11 protein-coding genes are annotated in these 14543 nt (G+C 70.5%); 9 read left to right on the top strand and 2 right to left on the bottom strand.

Annotated elements, in window-relative coordinates; all coding sequences use genetic code 11:
- Window positions 1–30: 30 nt before the first annotated feature.
- Window positions 31–744 carry a hypothetical protein gene (locus ACFY5B_RS26850; RefSeq protein ID WP_389973614.1) on the top strand — a complete coding sequence of 238 codons (714 nt, stop codon included), beginning with the start codon at window positions 31–33 and terminating at the stop codon, window positions 742–744.
- Window positions 745–779: 35 nt separating this feature from the next.
- On the top strand, window positions 780–1397 hold the full coding sequence (locus ACFY5B_RS26845) for a chorismate mutase (RefSeq protein WP_389973611.1): 618 nt from the start codon (window positions 780–782) through the stop codon (window positions 1395–1397).
- Window positions 1398–1450: 53 nt separating this feature from the next.
- On the opposite strand, the gene ACFY5B_RS26840 is transcribed toward ACFY5B_RS26845, so the two are convergent.
- Together ACFY5B_RS26840 and ACFY5B_RS26835 are read right to left on the bottom strand one after the other, a co-directional pair.
- Window positions 1451–3493, bottom strand: a complete 2043-nt coding sequence (locus ACFY5B_RS26840) for a TIM-barrel domain-containing protein (RefSeq protein ID WP_389973609.1) — start codon at window positions 3491–3493, stop codon at window positions 1451–1453.
- A gap of 145 nt (window positions 3494–3638) precedes the next feature.
- Window positions 3639–4661, bottom strand: a complete 1023-nt coding sequence (locus ACFY5B_RS26835; RefSeq protein ID WP_344459083.1) for a LacI family DNA-binding transcriptional regulator — start codon at window positions 4659–4661, stop codon at window positions 3639–3641.
- Window positions 4662–5009: 348 nt separating this feature from the next.
- Here ACFY5B_RS26835 and ACFY5B_RS26830 point away from each other — a divergent pair, with 348 nt between their 5' ends.
- The 7 genes from ACFY5B_RS26830 to ACFY5B_RS26800 all read left to right on the top strand — a co-directional run bounded on the left by ACFY5B_RS26830 (window position 5010) and on the right by ACFY5B_RS26800 (window position 14407).
- On the top strand, window positions 5010–6950 hold the full coding sequence (locus tag ACFY5B_RS26830; protein ID WP_389973606.1) for an acyl-CoA dehydrogenase family protein: 1941 nt from the start codon (window positions 5010–5012) through the stop codon (window positions 6948–6950).
- 96 nt (window positions 6951–7046) lie between these two features.
- Window positions 7047–8303 (top strand): 1-deoxy-D-xylulose-5-phosphate reductoisomerase, encoded by a 1257-nt coding sequence (gene dxr, locus ACFY5B_RS26825; RefSeq protein ID WP_389973603.1) that lies wholly within the window; start codon window positions 7047–7049, stop codon window positions 8301–8303.
- An 8-nt stretch (window positions 8304–8311) separates the two neighbouring features.
- Complete coding sequence (locus tag ACFY5B_RS26820; RefSeq protein ID WP_389974045.1) at window positions 8312–9604, top strand: M50 family metallopeptidase; 1293 nt, start codon at window positions 8312–8314, stop codon at window positions 9602–9604.
- Window positions 9605–9772: 168 nt separating this feature from the next.
- The gene (gene ispG / locus ACFY5B_RS26815) at window positions 9773–10930 is read left to right on the top strand and encodes a flavodoxin-dependent (E)-4-hydroxy-3-methylbut-2-enyl-diphosphate synthase (RefSeq protein WP_030853172.1); all 1158 of its coding nucleotides are present in this window, start codon (window positions 9773–9775) and stop codon (window positions 10928–10930) included.
- 177 nt (window positions 10931–11107) lie between these two features.
- On the top strand, window positions 11108–11956 hold the full coding sequence (locus tag ACFY5B_RS26810) for a GNAT family N-acetyltransferase (RefSeq protein WP_344459086.1): 849 nt from the start codon (window positions 11108–11110) through the stop codon (window positions 11954–11956).
- A gap of 113 nt (window positions 11957–12069) precedes the next feature.
- Entirely contained in the window at window positions 12070–12600 is a 531-nt protein-coding gene (locus ACFY5B_RS26805; RefSeq protein WP_389973599.1) for a GNAT family N-acetyltransferase, read from the top strand.
- Window positions 12601–12706: 106 nt separating this feature from the next.
- A complete protein-coding gene (locus tag ACFY5B_RS26800) occupies window positions 12707–14407 on the top strand; it encodes a proline--tRNA ligase (protein ID WP_389973596.1) in 1701 nt (566 codons plus the stop codon).
- Window positions 14408–14543 lie beyond the last annotated feature (136 nt).

Here is a 14543-nt window from a genome sequence, read left to right as displayed (position 1 = left end):
CCCCACCCCCCCACCCATGGAAGGGACACCATGGCATCAAGCACGCTGACCAGGGTCACCAAGGCCCTGCTGGCTCCCGCCCTGGCGCTCGGCGCCACGATCGGCCTCGCCTCCGCCCCCGCCTCGGCCGCCGTCTGGAACACCTGCGACCAGTGGGGCCAGACCAATCTGAACGGCTACACGCTCTACAACAACATCTGGGGCGGCGGCGCCGGCAGCCAGTGCATCTGGGCCAACTCCGGCACCAACTGGGGAATCTGGGCCAACCACCCCAACACCGGCGGCATCAAGTCCTACCCGAACCAGACGAAGGCGATCAACAAGTCGATCACCTCGCTGGGCTCGCTCTCCAGCAGCTACAACGTCAGCGTCCCGTCGTCCGGCGCGTACAACACGTCGTACGACATCTGGGACACCGACCACGACTACGAGATCATGCTCTGGGTCAACAAGACCGGGCCCGTCGGCCCGCTCGGCACCTCGCAGGGCACCGTCAGCCTCGGCGGCCACTCCTGGAACGTCTTCAAGGGCACCAACGGCTCCAACGAGGTGTTCTCGTTCATCCGCACCTCCAACTCCAGCTACGGCACGGTGAACATCCTGCCGATCCTGAAGTGGATCAAGGACACCAAGAAGTGGATGGGCAACGAGACCATCGGTGACGTGCAGTTCGGCTACGAGGTCACCTCGTCGTCCGGCGGGCTGAACTTCACCACCAACAACCTGACCGTGAGCAGCAGTTGACCTGATCTTGGGGAAACGTCGGGTTTGATGGGGACATGCGTACCGCCACCCCCCTCCGACGTGCCCTGATCACCGTGACCGCGACCGCGGCCGTCGTCCTCACGGCGACGGGATCCGCGGTCGCGGTTCCGGTCTCCGGTACCGCGACGGCCCCCCGCGCCGCCGCCCTCTCCCTGTCCCCCCTGCACTCCGTCGTCGAGCTCGCCGCCGAACGCCTGGCCACCGCCGACCTGGTCGCCGCCGCCAAATGGGGCACCGGCAGCCCCATCGACGACCCCGCCCGCGAACAGCAGGTCCTCGACAACGTGGCCGCCCAGGCCCAGCAGCTCGGCGCCGACCCGGGCGAGATCCGGGCGATCTTCCGCGACCAGATCGAGGCGAACAAGGTCGTCCAGCGCGGCCTGTTCCAGCGCTGGACCGACCACCCCGACCAGGCACCGACGACCAAGCCGGACCTGAACGTCGTACGGCAGAAGATCAACCAGGTCACCAGTGCGCTCGTCGAAGCCCTCGCCGACACCTCCGCGGACCGCGGCGCCTTCACCTGCCGCCCCGAACTGGCACTCGCCGGCCTCCAGGTCCACCACGAGGACCACCTCGACGCCCTGCACAGCCGGGCCCTGGTCCGCGCGCTGGTCTCCGTCTGCCGTTGAGCTCGTGAGAATGCGGCCGGTTCCCCCCTCGGGGACCGGCCGCACAGCTGAGATCATTCCGCGATCGGCAACTCCGCCCCGTCCCGCAGGAACAGCGGAATACGCTCCAGTGGGGCGTCGACGGTCACCGTCGTGCCGCCCGCGTACGACTCACCGGTCCACGCGTCCGTCCAGCTCGCCCCAGCGGGAAGATACGTCGTCCGGACCGTCGCCCCCGCCGTGAGAACCGGCGCGACCAGCAGATCCGCCCCGAAGAGATAGGCGTCGTCGACCGACCAGGCCGCCGGGTCGTCCGGGAACTCCAGGAACAGCGGCCGCATCACCGGCAGCCCCTCCTCGTGGGCGGCGCGCATGACGTCCAGCACATACGGCTTCAGCCGCTCGCGCAGCCGCAGGTACCGCTCCAGGATCGCCCCGGCCTCCTCGCCGTAGGACCACACCTCGTTGGGCCCGCCCGTCATCTCCGGGCCCAGCGGCATGCCCGGGTCGCGGAAGCCGTGCAGCCGCATCAGCGGGGACAGCGCGCCGAACTGGAACCAGCGGACCATCACCTCCCGGTACGCCGGGTCGTCCGGGTCGCCGCCGTGGAAGCCGCCGATGTCGGTGTTCCACCACGGGATGCCCGACAGGGCCGTGTTGAGGCCGGCCGCGATCTGGCGGCGCAGGGTCGGGAAGTCCGTGCCGATGTCACCGGACCACAGGGCGGCGCCGTAGCGCTGACTGCCCGCCCACGCCGAGCGGTTGAGGGTGACGATCTCCTCCTCGCCGGTGGCGAGCAGGCCCTCGTAGAAGGTCCGGGCGTTCTCGGCCGGGTAGGCGTTGCCGACCTCCAGGCCCGGGCCCGCCCAGTAGCGCAGGTTCTCCTGGAAGCCGGGCTTCAGCTCCGGCTCGCAGGCGTCCAGCCAGAACGCCGTGATGCCGTACGGGTCGAGGTAGTTCTCCTTCACCTTCGACCACACGAACTCCCGGGCCTCCGGGTTGGTGGCGTCGTAGAAGGCCACCTGGACCGTGGAGGCGACCTCCTTGTCGGGCCAGTCGGCGTGCGCCATCGGCCCGTACTGGGTGCCGATGAACCAGCCGCGCTGCTCCAGGACCGGGTGGTTCTCGCTCAGCGGCGACACCGACGGCCAAACGCTGACCACCAGCTTGATGCCGAGTTCCTCCAGCTCGCGCACCATCGCCGCCGGGTCCGGCCACTCCTTCGGGTCGAACTTCCAGTCGCCGAGGTGCGTCCAGTGGAAGAAGTCGCAGACGATCGCCGAGATGGGCAGCCCCCGCCGCTTGTACTCCCGGGCCACCGCCATCAGTTCGTCCTGGGTGCGGTAGCGCAGCTTGCACTGCCAGAAGCCCGCCGCCCACTCCGGCAGCATCGGGCTGCGGCCGGTCACCGCGCTGTAGCGGCGCTGACCGGCGGCCGGGTCGCCCGCGGTGATCCAGTAGTCGATCTGCCGGGCCGAGTCGGCGACCCACCGGGTGCCGTTGTGCGCCAGTTCCACGCGGCCGATCGCCGGGTTGTTCCACAGCAGGGTGTAGCCACGGCTGGAGGTCAGCACCGGGATGCCGACTTCGGCGTTGCGCTGGACCAGGTCCAGCACCAGGCCCTTCTGGTCGAAGCGCCCGTGCTGGTGCTGGCCGAGGCCGTACAGCTGCTCGTCGTCGTAGGCGGCGAAGCGCTGCTCCAGGCGGTGGTGGCCGTTGCCGACGGCCGTGTAGAGGCGCGAGCCCGGCCACCAGAAGTGGGCGCGGTCCTCGGCGAGGATCTCGGCGGAGTCCTCCGTCCGCAGGAAGCGGATCAGGCCCTCGGCGCTCACCTCGACGGTGAGCGCGCCGACGGTCAGCAGCCCGGTGCCGTCCTCGATCTTCACCGTGGCCGGCGTGGCCGGAGCCTCGTCGAGCAGGGCGCCCGGGAGTCCTTCCAGGACCGGTCCGCCGAGCCGGGCACGCACCCGGACCGCGTCCGGACCCCATGGTTCGATCCGGAGGGTCTCCTGGCGGCCGCTCCACTCCAGCGCACCGCCCCGCTCACGGAACGTGCCGACGGTGGGGGAGGACTGCGCCAGACTCACCTGGGGCTGGGTTTCAGCAGGCTGATTCACGCGTGCTCCTGTGCTCCTGGAGGAGTGCGGACATGGGGGTGCCCTGAGAGGAGGGCGGTGTTCGCGGGGGGTGGGAGGGAAGGGCGCTCACGACGGTCGTGCCCACGACCGTCGTGCCGAGGGTGCCCGTGGTGCCCGGTCGTGCTTAACGGTGCCTCGACCGGCTCGGTGCCGGACCCGTGCTCCCCCGTACCGTCAGTTCGGGCGCGATCAGCACGACCTCGTCGCTGCCGCGCCCGTCCAGCTTGGCGACCAGGTGGTCCACGGCGTGCCGGCCCATCTCCTGCGCGGGGATGGCCACCGACGTGAGCCGCACCGAGGCCTGCATCGCGACCTGGTCGGGGCAGATCGCGACCACCGACACGTCCTCCGGCACGGCCCGGCCCTGCTGCCGCAGCAGCGCGAGCAGCGGCTCGACCGCCGACTCGTTCTGCACGATCAGTCCCGAGGTGTCGGGGCGTTCGTCGAGGATCCGGGCGAGGGTGACCGCCATCGCGTCGTACCCGCCCTCGCACGGCCGGTGCAGCAGCCTGACGCCCAGCTCGCGGGAACGGGACCTGAGCCCGTCGAGCGTGCGCTCGGCGAAGCCCGTGTGCCGCTCGTAGACGGCCGGGGCCTCCCCGATGACGGCGATGTCCTGGTGCCCCTGCTTGGCCAGGTGCTCCACGCACAGCGCGCCCGTCGCCCGGAAGTCCAGATCGACGCAGGTCAGGCCCGAGGTGTCGGAGGGCAGCCCGATCAGCACGGACGGCTGGTCCGTCTCCCGCAGCAACGGCAGCCGCTCGTCGTCGAGTTCGACGTCCATCAGGATCATCCCGTCGGCGAGCCCGCTGCCGGCCACGCGGCGCACCGCGTCGGGGCCCTCCTCGCCCGTGAGCAGCAGCACGTCGTACCCGTGGGCGCGGGCGGAGGTCGCCACGGCGATGGCGATCTCCATCATCACGGGCACGTACATGTCCGTGCGCAGCGGGACCATGAGCGCGATGATGTTCGACTTGCTGCTGGCCAGGGCGCGGGCCCCGGCGTTCGGGTGGTACCCGAGCTCGCGGATGCTCCGCTCGACCCGCTGCCGGGTGTTCGCGGAGATGGACCGCTTGCCGCTGAGGACATAGCTCACCGTGCTCGCCGAGACTCCGGCGTGCTGGGCGACCTCGGCGAGGGTGACCATCCAGCTCTCCAAGCTCTTGTGAAGCGCTTCGACAATGCGCGTAGCTGATACGGGTGGGTGAGGGTGGTTCGACAGTAGCCCCAGCAGGGGTGGGTGTCCATAGGTTGTCGAAGCGCTTCGATACGGATTTCCCCGGAGCGCTCTCGGACTCGGAGCCGCCACCGGGACGGCACTGCGATGCAACACCGCCGTCAGGCGCGCGACAAGTGCCGGGGACGCTCCGCCCCCTTCGGCTGAACGGACGCGCGAAGACTGGTGGGAGCGTCCGGATTCGGGTACCAACGATCCAGTAGCACTGGTCGGTAACGAAACGGTCCTCCATCTTCTAGTTGCGGCGAGGTGCCCCTCATGTCCGCTTCCATCACCCCTTCTTCCCGTCCCGCCGTCACCGAGCGGGAGGCCCGTGAGGTGGCGGAGGCCGCCCGGGAACAGCACTGGCGCAAGCCCAGCTTCGCCAAGGAGCTGTTCCTCGGCCGCTTCCGGCTCGACCTCATCCACCCCCACCCCCTCCCGGACGAAGAGCTGGCCCAGCGCGGCGAGGAGTTCCTCGCCAAGCTCCGCGACTTCGTCGAGACGAAGGTCGACGGGGGCCTCATCGAGCGCGAGGCCAAGATCCCCGACGAGGTGATCGACGGGCTGAAAGAGCTCGGCGCCTTCGGTATGAAGATCGACACCAAGTACGGCGGCCTCGGCCTCGGGCAGGTGTACTACAACAAGGCGCTCTCCCTGGCCGGCTCCGCCAGCCCCGCGATCGGCGTGCTGCTCTCCGCGCACCAGTCGATCGGCGTGCCCCAGCCCCTGAAGCTGTTCGGCACCCAGGAGCAGCGGGAGCGCTTCCTGCCGCGCTGTGCCCGCACGGACATCAGCGCCTTCCTGCTCACCGAGCCCGACGTCGGCTCCGACCCGGCCCGCCTCGCCACCACCGCGATCCCTGACGGCGACGACTACGTCCTCGACGGGGTGAAACTGTGGACCACCAACGGCGTCGTCGCCGACCTGCTGGTCGTCATGGCCCGGGTCCCGAAATCCGAGGGCCACCGCGGCGGCATCACGGCCTTCGTCGTCGAGACGAACTCGCCCGGTGTCACCGTCGAGAACCGCAACGCCTTCATGGGGCTGCGCGGCATCGAGAACGGCGTCACCCGCTTCCACCAGGTCCGCGTCCCCGCCGCCAACCGCGTCGGCGAGGAGGGCCAGGGCCTGAAGATCGCCCTGACCACGCTCAACACCGGGCGGCTGTCGCTGCCGGCCTCCTGTGTCGCGGCCGGCAAGTGGTGCCTGAAGATCGCCCGGGAGTGGTCGGCGGCCCGCGAGCAGTGGGGCAAACCCGTCGCGCACCACGAGGCGGTCGGCTCCAAGATCTCCTTCATCGCGGCCACCACCTTCGCCCTGGAGGCCGTGACCGACCTGGCCTCCCAGATGGCCGACGAGGACCGCAACGACATCCGCATCGAAGGCGCCCTCGCCAAGCTGTACGCCTCCGAGATGGCCTGGACGATGGCCGACGAGCTGGTCCAGATCCGCGGCGGCCGCGGCTTCGAGACGGCCGACTCCCTGCGGGCCCGCGGCGAGCGCGGCGTCCCGGCCGAGCAGCTGCTGCGCGACCTGCGCATCAACCGCATCTTCGAGGGCTCCACCGAGATCATGCACCTGCTGATCGCGCGTGAGGCCGTCGACGCCCACCTCTCGGTCGCCGGTGACCTCATCGACCCCGAGAAGTCCCTGGGCGACAAGGCCAGGGCCGGCGCGAACGCGGGCGTCTTCTACGCCAAGTGGCTGCCGAAACTGGTCGCAGGCCCCGGCCAGCTCCCGGCCTCCTACGGGGAGTTCAAGCGCGAGGTGGACCTCTCCGGGCACCTGCGCTATGTCGAGCGCACCGCCCGCAAGCTCGCCCGCTCCACCTTCTACGCCATGTCCCGCTGGCAGGGCCGGATGGAGTCCAAGCAGGGCTTCCTCGGCCGGATCGTCGACATCGGCGCCGAACTGTTCGCCATGAGCGCGTCCTGCGTGCGGGCGGAGCTCCTGCGCAGCCAGGGTGACCACGGCCGCGAGGCCTACCAGCTGGCCGACGTCTTCTGCCGCCAGGCCCGCATCCGGATCGAAGAGCTCTTCACCCGCCTGTGGACCAACACCGACGACCTCGACCGCAAGGTCGTCAAGGGTGTCCTGTCGGGCACGTACGAATGGCTGGAGCAGGGCATCGTCGACCCGTCGGGCGAGGGCCCCTGGATCGCGGACGCGACACCGGGACCGTCGCAGCGGGAGAACGTCCACCGGCCGATCAGGTAGCCCCGGCCCTCATGGGGGCGTGCTCAGCCATGGCGCGCGCCCCCGTGAGGGGGATGCGCTGTCCTCACACACCGGCCTTACGGCAACAATGGAGCAATGAGCGACAGTCCAGCCCCCCTCGCCGATCCGCACCTGGTCTACGACCCCGTAGCGGGAGACGGCCCCAAGGACGTGGTGATCCTCGGCTCCACCGGGTCCATCGGCACCCAGGCCATCGACCTCGTGCTGCGCAACCCCGGCCGGTTCCGGGTCACCGGCCTCTCGGCCAACGGCGGCCGGGTCGCCCTCCTCGCCGAGCAGGCCTACCGGCTGCGGGTGCGGACGGTCGCCGTGGCCCGTGAGGACGTCGTACCGGCCCTGCGCGAGGCGCTCACCGCGCAGTACGGCACGAGCGAGCCGCTCCCGGAGATCCTCGCCGGCCCGGACGCGGCGTCCCAGGTCGCGGCCTCCGACTGCCACACCGTCCTGAACGGCATCACCGGCTCCATCGGACTCGCCCCGACCCTCGCCGCCCTGGAGGCGGGCCGCACCCTCGCGCTCGCCAACAAGGAGTCGCTCATCGTCGGCGGCCCGCTGGTCAAGGCCCTCGCCAAGCCCGGGCAGATCATCCCGGTCGACTCCGAGCACGCCGCCCTCTTCCAGGCCCTGGCCGCGGGCACCCGCGCCGACGTCCGCAAGCTGGTCGTCACCGCCTCCGGCGGCCCGTTCCGCGGCCGTACGAAGGCCGAGCTCGCGAGCGTCACCGTCGAGGACGCCCTCGCGCACCCCACCTGGGCCATGGGCCCGGTCATCACGATCAACTCCGCGACCCTCGTCAACAAGGGCCTGGAGGTCATCGAGGCGCACCTCCTCTACGACATTCCCTTCGACCGCATTGAGGTGGTCGTGCATCCCCAGTCGTATGTCCACTCGATGGTTGAGTTCACGGATGGATCGACACTGGCCCAGGCGACCCCGCCCGACATGCGCGGGCCCATCGCCATCGGCCTCGGCTGGCCCGAGCGCGTCCCCGACGCGGCGCCCACCTTCGACTGGAGCAAGGCCTCGACCTGGGAGTTCTTCCCGCTCGACAACGAGGCCTTCCCCTCGGTGAACCTCGCCCGGCACGTCGGCGAGCTCGCGGGCACCGCCCCGGCGGTGTTCAACGCGGCCAACGAGGAGTGCGTGGAGGCGTTCCGTCAGGGCGCGCTGCCCTTCGACGGGATCATGGACACCGTCACCCGGGTGGTCGAGGAGCACGGCACCCCGCGTACGGGAACCTCACTCACCGTGTCGGACGTCCTCGAAGCGGAGACCTGGGCGCGGACCCGGGCCCGGCAACTGGCGGCACAGACGGCGGAGGCCCGTGCATGACGACCCTGATGTTCATCCTCGGCATACTCCTCTTCGCGGTCGGACTGCTGTTCTCGATCGCGTGGCACGAGCTGGGGCACCTGTCCACCGCCAAGCTCTTCGGCATCCGCGTGCCGCAGTACATGGTCGGCTTCGGCCCCACCCTCTTCTCGCGCAACAAGGGCGAGACGGAGTACGGCATCAAGGCCATCCCGTTCGGCGGCTACATCCGCATGATCGGCATGTTCCCGCCCGGCCCCGACGGCCGGATGGAAGCCCGCTCCACCTCCCCCTGGCGCGGCATGATCGAGGACGCCCGCACCGCCGCCTACGAGGAGCTCAAGCCGGGCGACGAGAACCGCATGTTCTACACGCGCGCCCCCTGGAAGCGCGTGATCGTGATGTTCGCGGGCCCCTTCATGAACCTGGTCCTGGCGGTGGCGCTGTTCCTCACCGTGCTGATGGGCTTCGGCATCACCCAGCAGACCACCACGGTCAGCTCGGTCTCCCAGTGCGTCATCGCGCAGAACGAGAACCGCGACAAGTGCGAGAAGGGCGACCCGGCCGCCCCCGCCGCCGCGGCGGGCCTCAAGGCGGGCGACAAGATCGTCTCCTTCAACGGGGTGAAGACCGACGACTGGAACAAGCTGTCCGACCTCATCCGCGCCACCCCCGGCAAGGAGGTGCCGATCGTCGTCGAGCGGGACGGCAAGGACATCACCCTGCACGCGAAGATCGCCACCAACCAGGTCGCCAAGAAGGACGCCTCCGGCCAGATCGTCGAGGGCCAGTACGTCCAGGCCGGCTTCCTCGGCTTCAGCGCCGCCACGGGCGTGGTCAAGCAGGACTTCGGCGACTCCGTGACCTGGATGGGCGACCGCATCGGCGAGGCCGTCGACTCCCTCGCCGCCCTGCCGGGCAAGGTCCCCGCCCTGTGGAACGCGGCCTTCGACGGCGCCGAGCGCGAGGCCGACTCCCCGATGGGCGTGGTCGGCGCGGCCCGCGTCGGCGGCGAGATCTTCACCCTCGACATCCCGCCCACCCAGCAGCTGGCCATGGCCCTCATGCTGGTCGCCGGCTTCAACCTCTCCCTGTTCCTGTTCAACATGCTCCCGCTGCTGCCGCTCGACGGCGGCCACATCGCGGGCGCGCTGTGGGAGTCGCTGCGCCGCAACACGGCCAAACTGCTGCGCCGGCCGGACCCGGGCCCCTTCGACGTGGCGAAGCTCATGCCGGTCGCCTACGTCGTCGCCGGGATCTTCATCTGCTTCACGATCCTGGTCCTGATCGCCGACGTGGTTAACCCGGTGAGAATCTCCTAATCATACGGCGTTCGCGGCGGCCCGGCATGCTTTCCGCCGGGCCGCCGCCCATCGGGTGGCAACGCGGGTGGGATGTGCCCGCCCCGAGGCATGTGCCGTAATCTCGAAGCTCGGAGCCCGCTGCTCACGGGACCGGACCTTGATCCACGACTTGGGGTTGCACAGCAGATGACTGCGATTTCTCTCGGCATGCCGTCCGTTCCGACCAAGCTCGCCGAGCGCCGGAAGAGCCGCCAGATCCAGGTCGGATCCGTGGCCGTCGGCGGAGACGCCCCCGTCTCGGTGCAGTCGATGACCACGACCCGCACCTCCGACATCGGCGCCACCCTCCAGCAGATCGCCGAACTGACCGCCTCCGGCTGCCAGATCGTCCGCGTCGCCTGCCCCACCCAGGACGACGCCGACGCCCTCGCGACCATCGCCCGCAAGTCGCAGATCCCGGTCATCGCCGACATCCACTTCCAGCCGAAGTACGTCTTCGCCGCCATCGAGGCCGGCTGCGCGGCGGTCCGCGTCAACCCCGGCAACATCAAGCAGTTCGACGACAAGGTCAAGGAGATCGCCAAGGCGGCCCGCGACCACGGCACCCCGATCCGCATCGGCGTCAACGCGGGCTCCCTCGACCGCCGCCTGCTGCAGAAGTACGGCAAGGCGACCCCCGAGGCCCTCGTCGAGTCGGCCCTGTGGGAGGCGTCCCTCTTCGAGGAGCACGACTTCCGGGACATCAAGATCTCCGTCAAGCACAACGACCCGGTCGTCATGATCGAGGCGTACAAGCAGCTCGCCGCCCAGTGCGACTACCCGCTGCACCTCGGCGTCACGGAAGCGGGCCCGGCCTTCCAGGGCACCATCAAGTCGGCCGTCGCCTTCGGCGCGCTCCTCTCCCAGGGCATCGGCGACACGATCCGCGTCTCGCTCTCGGCGCCCCCCGCCGAGGAGGTCAAGGTCGGCATCCAGATCCTGGAGTCGCTGAACCTCAAGGAGCGCGGCCTGGAGATCGTCTCCTGCCCCTCCTGCGGCCGCGCCCAGGTCGACGTCTACAAGCTGGCCGAAGAGGTCACCGCCGGCCTCACCGGCATGGAGGTCCCGCTCCGCGTCGCCGTCATGGGCTGCGTCGTCAACGGCCCCGGCGAGGCCCGCGAGGCCGACCTCGGAGTCGCCTCCGGCAACGGCAAGGGCCAGATCTTCGTCAAGGGCGAGGTCATCAAGACCGTCCCCGAGTCCAAGATCGTGGAAACCCTCATCGAAGAGGCCATGAAGCTGGCCGAGCAGATGGAGAAGGACGGCGTGACCTCGGGCGAGCCGTCGGTGGCGGTCGCGGGCTGACCACCCGACGACGATGGGACCCGCGCCCCGCTTTTCCGGGGGCGCGGGGAACTGCGCGACAAGCCACAGACGTCCCGCACCCGCCCGGCAACCGGAAGCCCCGGGCTCCCAGGCGCCCCGCCCAAGCAGCGCAGCTATAGTGCGGAGACCAGCAACCCCAGTTCGTGAGGCCCGCACGTGTTGACGCAGACCACCTCACGGGTCCTCGAACCGAGCGACCTGGACGCGGCGCTCGCCGTCCTCGACCGCGAGCCGGTCGCGAACGCCTTCGTGACGTCCCGCGTGCAGGTCGCCGGACTCGACCCGTGGCGGCTCGGCGGCGAGATGTGGGGCTGGTACGAGGACGGCATACTCACCTCCCTCTGCTACGCCGGTGCCAACCTGGTCCCGATCTGCGCGGGCCCGCGCGCCGTCCGCGCCTTCGCGGACCGCGCCCGCCGGGCCGGCCGCCGCTGCTCCTCTATCGTCGGCCCCTCCGGCGCCACCTCCGACCTGTGGCGGCTCCTGGAACCCCAGTGGGGCCCGGCCCGCGACGTCCGCCGCCACCAGCCGCTCATGGTCACCGACCGCCTCCCGGCCGACATCACCCCGGACCCCTACGTCCGTCGCGTCCGCAAGGACGAGATGGAGACGATCATGCCGGCGTGCGTGGCCATGTTCACCGAAGAGGTCGGCGTCTCCCCGCTGGCCGGCGACGGCGGTCTGCTCTACCAGGCCCGCGTCGCCGAACTCGTCGGCTCCGGCCGCGCCTTCGCCCGCTTCGACGCGGACGGCAAGGTCGTCTTCAAGGCCGAGATCGGCGCCGCGACGGACCGCGCCTGCCAGATCCAGGGCGTGTGGGTGGCCCCCGAGTACCGGGGCACCGGCCTTGCGGCCCCCGGCATGGCGGCCGTACTGCGCTACGCCCTGGCCGACGTCGCCCCCGTGGTCAGCCTCTACGTCAACGACTTCAACACCGCGGCCAGGAGGGCCTACCAGAGGGTGGGCTTCCAGGAAGTGGGAGCTTTCATGAGCGTCCTGTTCTGAAGTGCCCCTCGGGGGCGCGGGGGCTTGTCCATGTGCGGCTCCGCCGCGTGGGCGCTCAGCCGAAGACAACCGGGACCCGGGTGACAACCGAAACCCCCCTGTAGGCTCCCCGCATGGACCTGGTGATCGGCCCACTCGACCTCTCCGCCCACGTAGACGAGGCGCTGGCCGTCCAGGCCGTGGCCTTCGGCCTAGGCCCGGACGAGGTGGCCGTCCGCCGCCAGATCGTCCTCCGCCACATGACGTACCCGGGGGCGAGGGCCCTCGGCGCCACAGCCGACGGCAACCTCGTCGGCTTCGTCTACGGCATGCCCAACGACCGCACCCACTGGTGGTCCACCGTCGTCGAGCCCTACCTCCGCGCCCAGCGCAACGACCACTGGCTCGACGACTCCTTCGTGATCACCGAACTGCACGTCCACCCGGCGTACCAGAACCGCGGCCTCGGACGCTCCCTGATCACCACGATCACCGACGGCGCCGACGAACCCCGCTCGATCCTCTCCGCGATCGACACCGACAGCCCGGCCCGCGCCCTCTACCGCTCCCTCGGCTACCAGGACCTGGCCCGTCAGGTCCTCTTCCCCAGCGCCCCGAAGCCGTACGCGGTGATGGGAGCCCCGCTCCCGCTCCTCCGCCCTTAACCGATTTCCACCGCCCCGCACCCCCCGGATAACCTCCTGCCATCACCTTCCCCCGCTCTCGGCTCCGCTCGAGCGGGGGACCCCCAGCAGCAGGAGCAGAGGAACCATGGCAAACGCACCGGTCCAGCGCATGTCCCAGTTGTTGGCGAAGACGTTGCGCGACGACCCGGCGGACGCCGAGGTCCTCAGCCACAAGCTCCTCGTCCGGGCCGGCTACGTGCGCCGCACCGCCGCCGGCGTCTGGAGCTGGCTGCCCCTCGGCAAGAAGGTGCTGGCCAACGTCGAGCGCATCGTCCGTGAGGAGATGGACGCCGTCGGCGCCCAGGAGGTCCTGCTCCCCGCGATCCTGCCGCGCGAGCCCTACGAGGCCACCGGCCGCTGGGAGGAGTACGGCCCCGAGCTGTTCCGCCTCCAGGACCGCAAGGGCGGCGACTACCTCCTCGGCCCCACCCACGAGGAGATCTTCACCCTCCTGGTGAAGGACCAGGCGTCCTCCTACAAGGACCTGCCGGTCATCCTCTACCAGATCCAGAACAAGTACCGCGACGAGGCCCGCCCCCGCGCCGGTATCCTGCGCGGCCGCGAGTTCCTGATGAAGGACTCCTACTCCTTCGACACCGAGGACGAGGGCCTCGCCAAGTCCTACGCCCTGCACCGCGAGGCCTACCAGAAGATCTTCGCGCGCCTGGGCCTCGACTACCGCATCTGCGCCGCGACGGCCGGTGCGATGGGCGGCTCCAAGTCCGAGGAGTTCCTGGCCCCGGCCGAGGCGGGCGAGGACACCTTCGCGGACTGCCCCAACTGCGACTTCGCCGCGAACACCGAGGCGATCTCGTACGAGCTGAAGCCCGTCGACGGCTCGGACGTGCCGGCCGCCGAGGACATCCCGACCCCCGACACCCCGACCATCGAGACCCTCGCGGCCTCCCTCGGCGTCCCGGCCTCGGCCACGCTGAAGAACCTCCTCGTGAAGGTCGACGGCGAGATCGTCGCCGTGGGCGTCCCCGGGGACCGCGAGGTCGACATGGACAAGGTCGAGGCGCACTTCGCCCCGGCCGCCGTCGAGCTGGTCACCGAGACGGACTTCGCGGCCCGCCCCGACCTGGTCCGCGGCTACGTCGGACCGCGGGGCCTGGATAAGGTCACCTACATCGCCGACCCGCGCGTCGCCCCCGGCACGGCCTGGATCACCGGCGCCAACAAGGCCGGCACCCACACCAAGAACGTCGTAGCGGGCCGTGACTTCGAGGTCGGGGAGTACGTCGACGTCGTCGTCGTGCAGGAGGGCGACCCCTGCCCCAAGTGCGGCACGGGCCTCGTCCTCGACCGCGCCATCGAGATCGGCCACATCTTCCAGCTGGGCCGTAAGTACGCCGACGCCCTCAAGCTCGACGTCCTCGGCCAGAACGGCAAGCCGGTCCGCGTGACCATGGGCTCGTACGGCATCGGCGTCTCCCGTGCGGTGGCCGCCCTGGCCGAGCAGAGCGCCGACGACAAGGGCCTGTGCTGGCCCGCCGAGGTCGCCCCGGCCGACGTCCACGTGGTCGCCGCCGGCAAGGCCCTGCAGACCGAACTGGCCCTGGACATCTCCCAGAAGCTGGCCGCGGCCGGCGTCCGCGTCCTGGTCGACGACCGCCCCGGCGTCTCCCCGGGCGTCAAGTTCACGGACTCCGAGCTGATCGGCGTGCCGCAGATCCTCGTGGCCGGGCGGCGCGCGGCCGACGGCGTGGTGGAACTGAAGGACCGCCGCACCGGCGAGCGCGAGGAACTGACGGTCGAGGAGGCCGTCGCCCGCCTCACGGCGTAGCACCGAGAGGGCCGGGCGGGCTGACGATTCAGTCCGCCCGGGGCTGCGGGGCTGCGGGGCTGCGGGACAAGGACCGAAGCAGGGCTCTGGGGCTCCGGGACAAAGACCGAAGCGAGGCTCCGGGGCTCCGGGACAA

Source organism: Streptomyces sp. NPDC013187, from assembly GCF_042899705.1.
GTDB classification, from domain to species: Bacteria; Actinomycetota; Actinomycetes; order Streptomycetales; family Streptomycetaceae; genus Streptomyces; species Streptomyces hawaiiensis_A.
Note: the sequence above shows the minus strand (reverse complement) of the source record. Positions and strands in the feature narration are given on the sequence as shown.

Bases quoted from the DNA above. Each gene is read 5' to 3' on its own strand.
- ACFY5B_RS26850 (WP_389973614.1), top strand. From the start codon at position 31: ATGGCATCAAGCACGCTGACCAGGGTCACCAAGGCCCTGCTGGCTCCC.
- ACFY5B_RS26845 (WP_389973611.1), top strand. From the start codon at position 780: ATGCGTACCGCCACCCCCCTCCGACGTGCCCTGATCACCGTGACCGCG.
- ACFY5B_RS26835 (WP_344459083.1), bottom strand. From the start codon at position 4,661: ATGGTCACCCTCGCCGAGGTCGCCCAGCACGCCGGAGTCTCGGCGAGC.
- ACFY5B_RS26830 (WP_389973606.1), top strand. From the start codon at position 5,010: ATGTCCGCTTCCATCACCCCTTCTTCCCGTCCCGCCGTCACCGAGCGG.
- dxr (WP_389973603.1), top strand. From the start codon at position 7,047: ATGAGCGACAGTCCAGCCCCCCTCGCCGATCCGCACCTGGTCTACGAC.
- ACFY5B_RS26820 (WP_389974045.1), top strand. From the start codon at position 8,312: ATGTTCATCCTCGGCATACTCCTCTTCGCGGTCGGACTGCTGTTCTCG.
- ispG (WP_030853172.1), top strand. From the start codon at position 9,773: ATGACTGCGATTTCTCTCGGCATGCCGTCCGTTCCGACCAAGCTCGCC.
- ACFY5B_RS26805 (WP_389973599.1), top strand. From the start codon at position 12,070: ATGGACCTGGTGATCGGCCCACTCGACCTCTCCGCCCACGTAGACGAG.
- ACFY5B_RS26800 (WP_389973596.1), top strand. From the start codon at position 12,707: ATGGCAAACGCACCGGTCCAGCGCATGTCCCAGTTGTTGGCGAAGACG.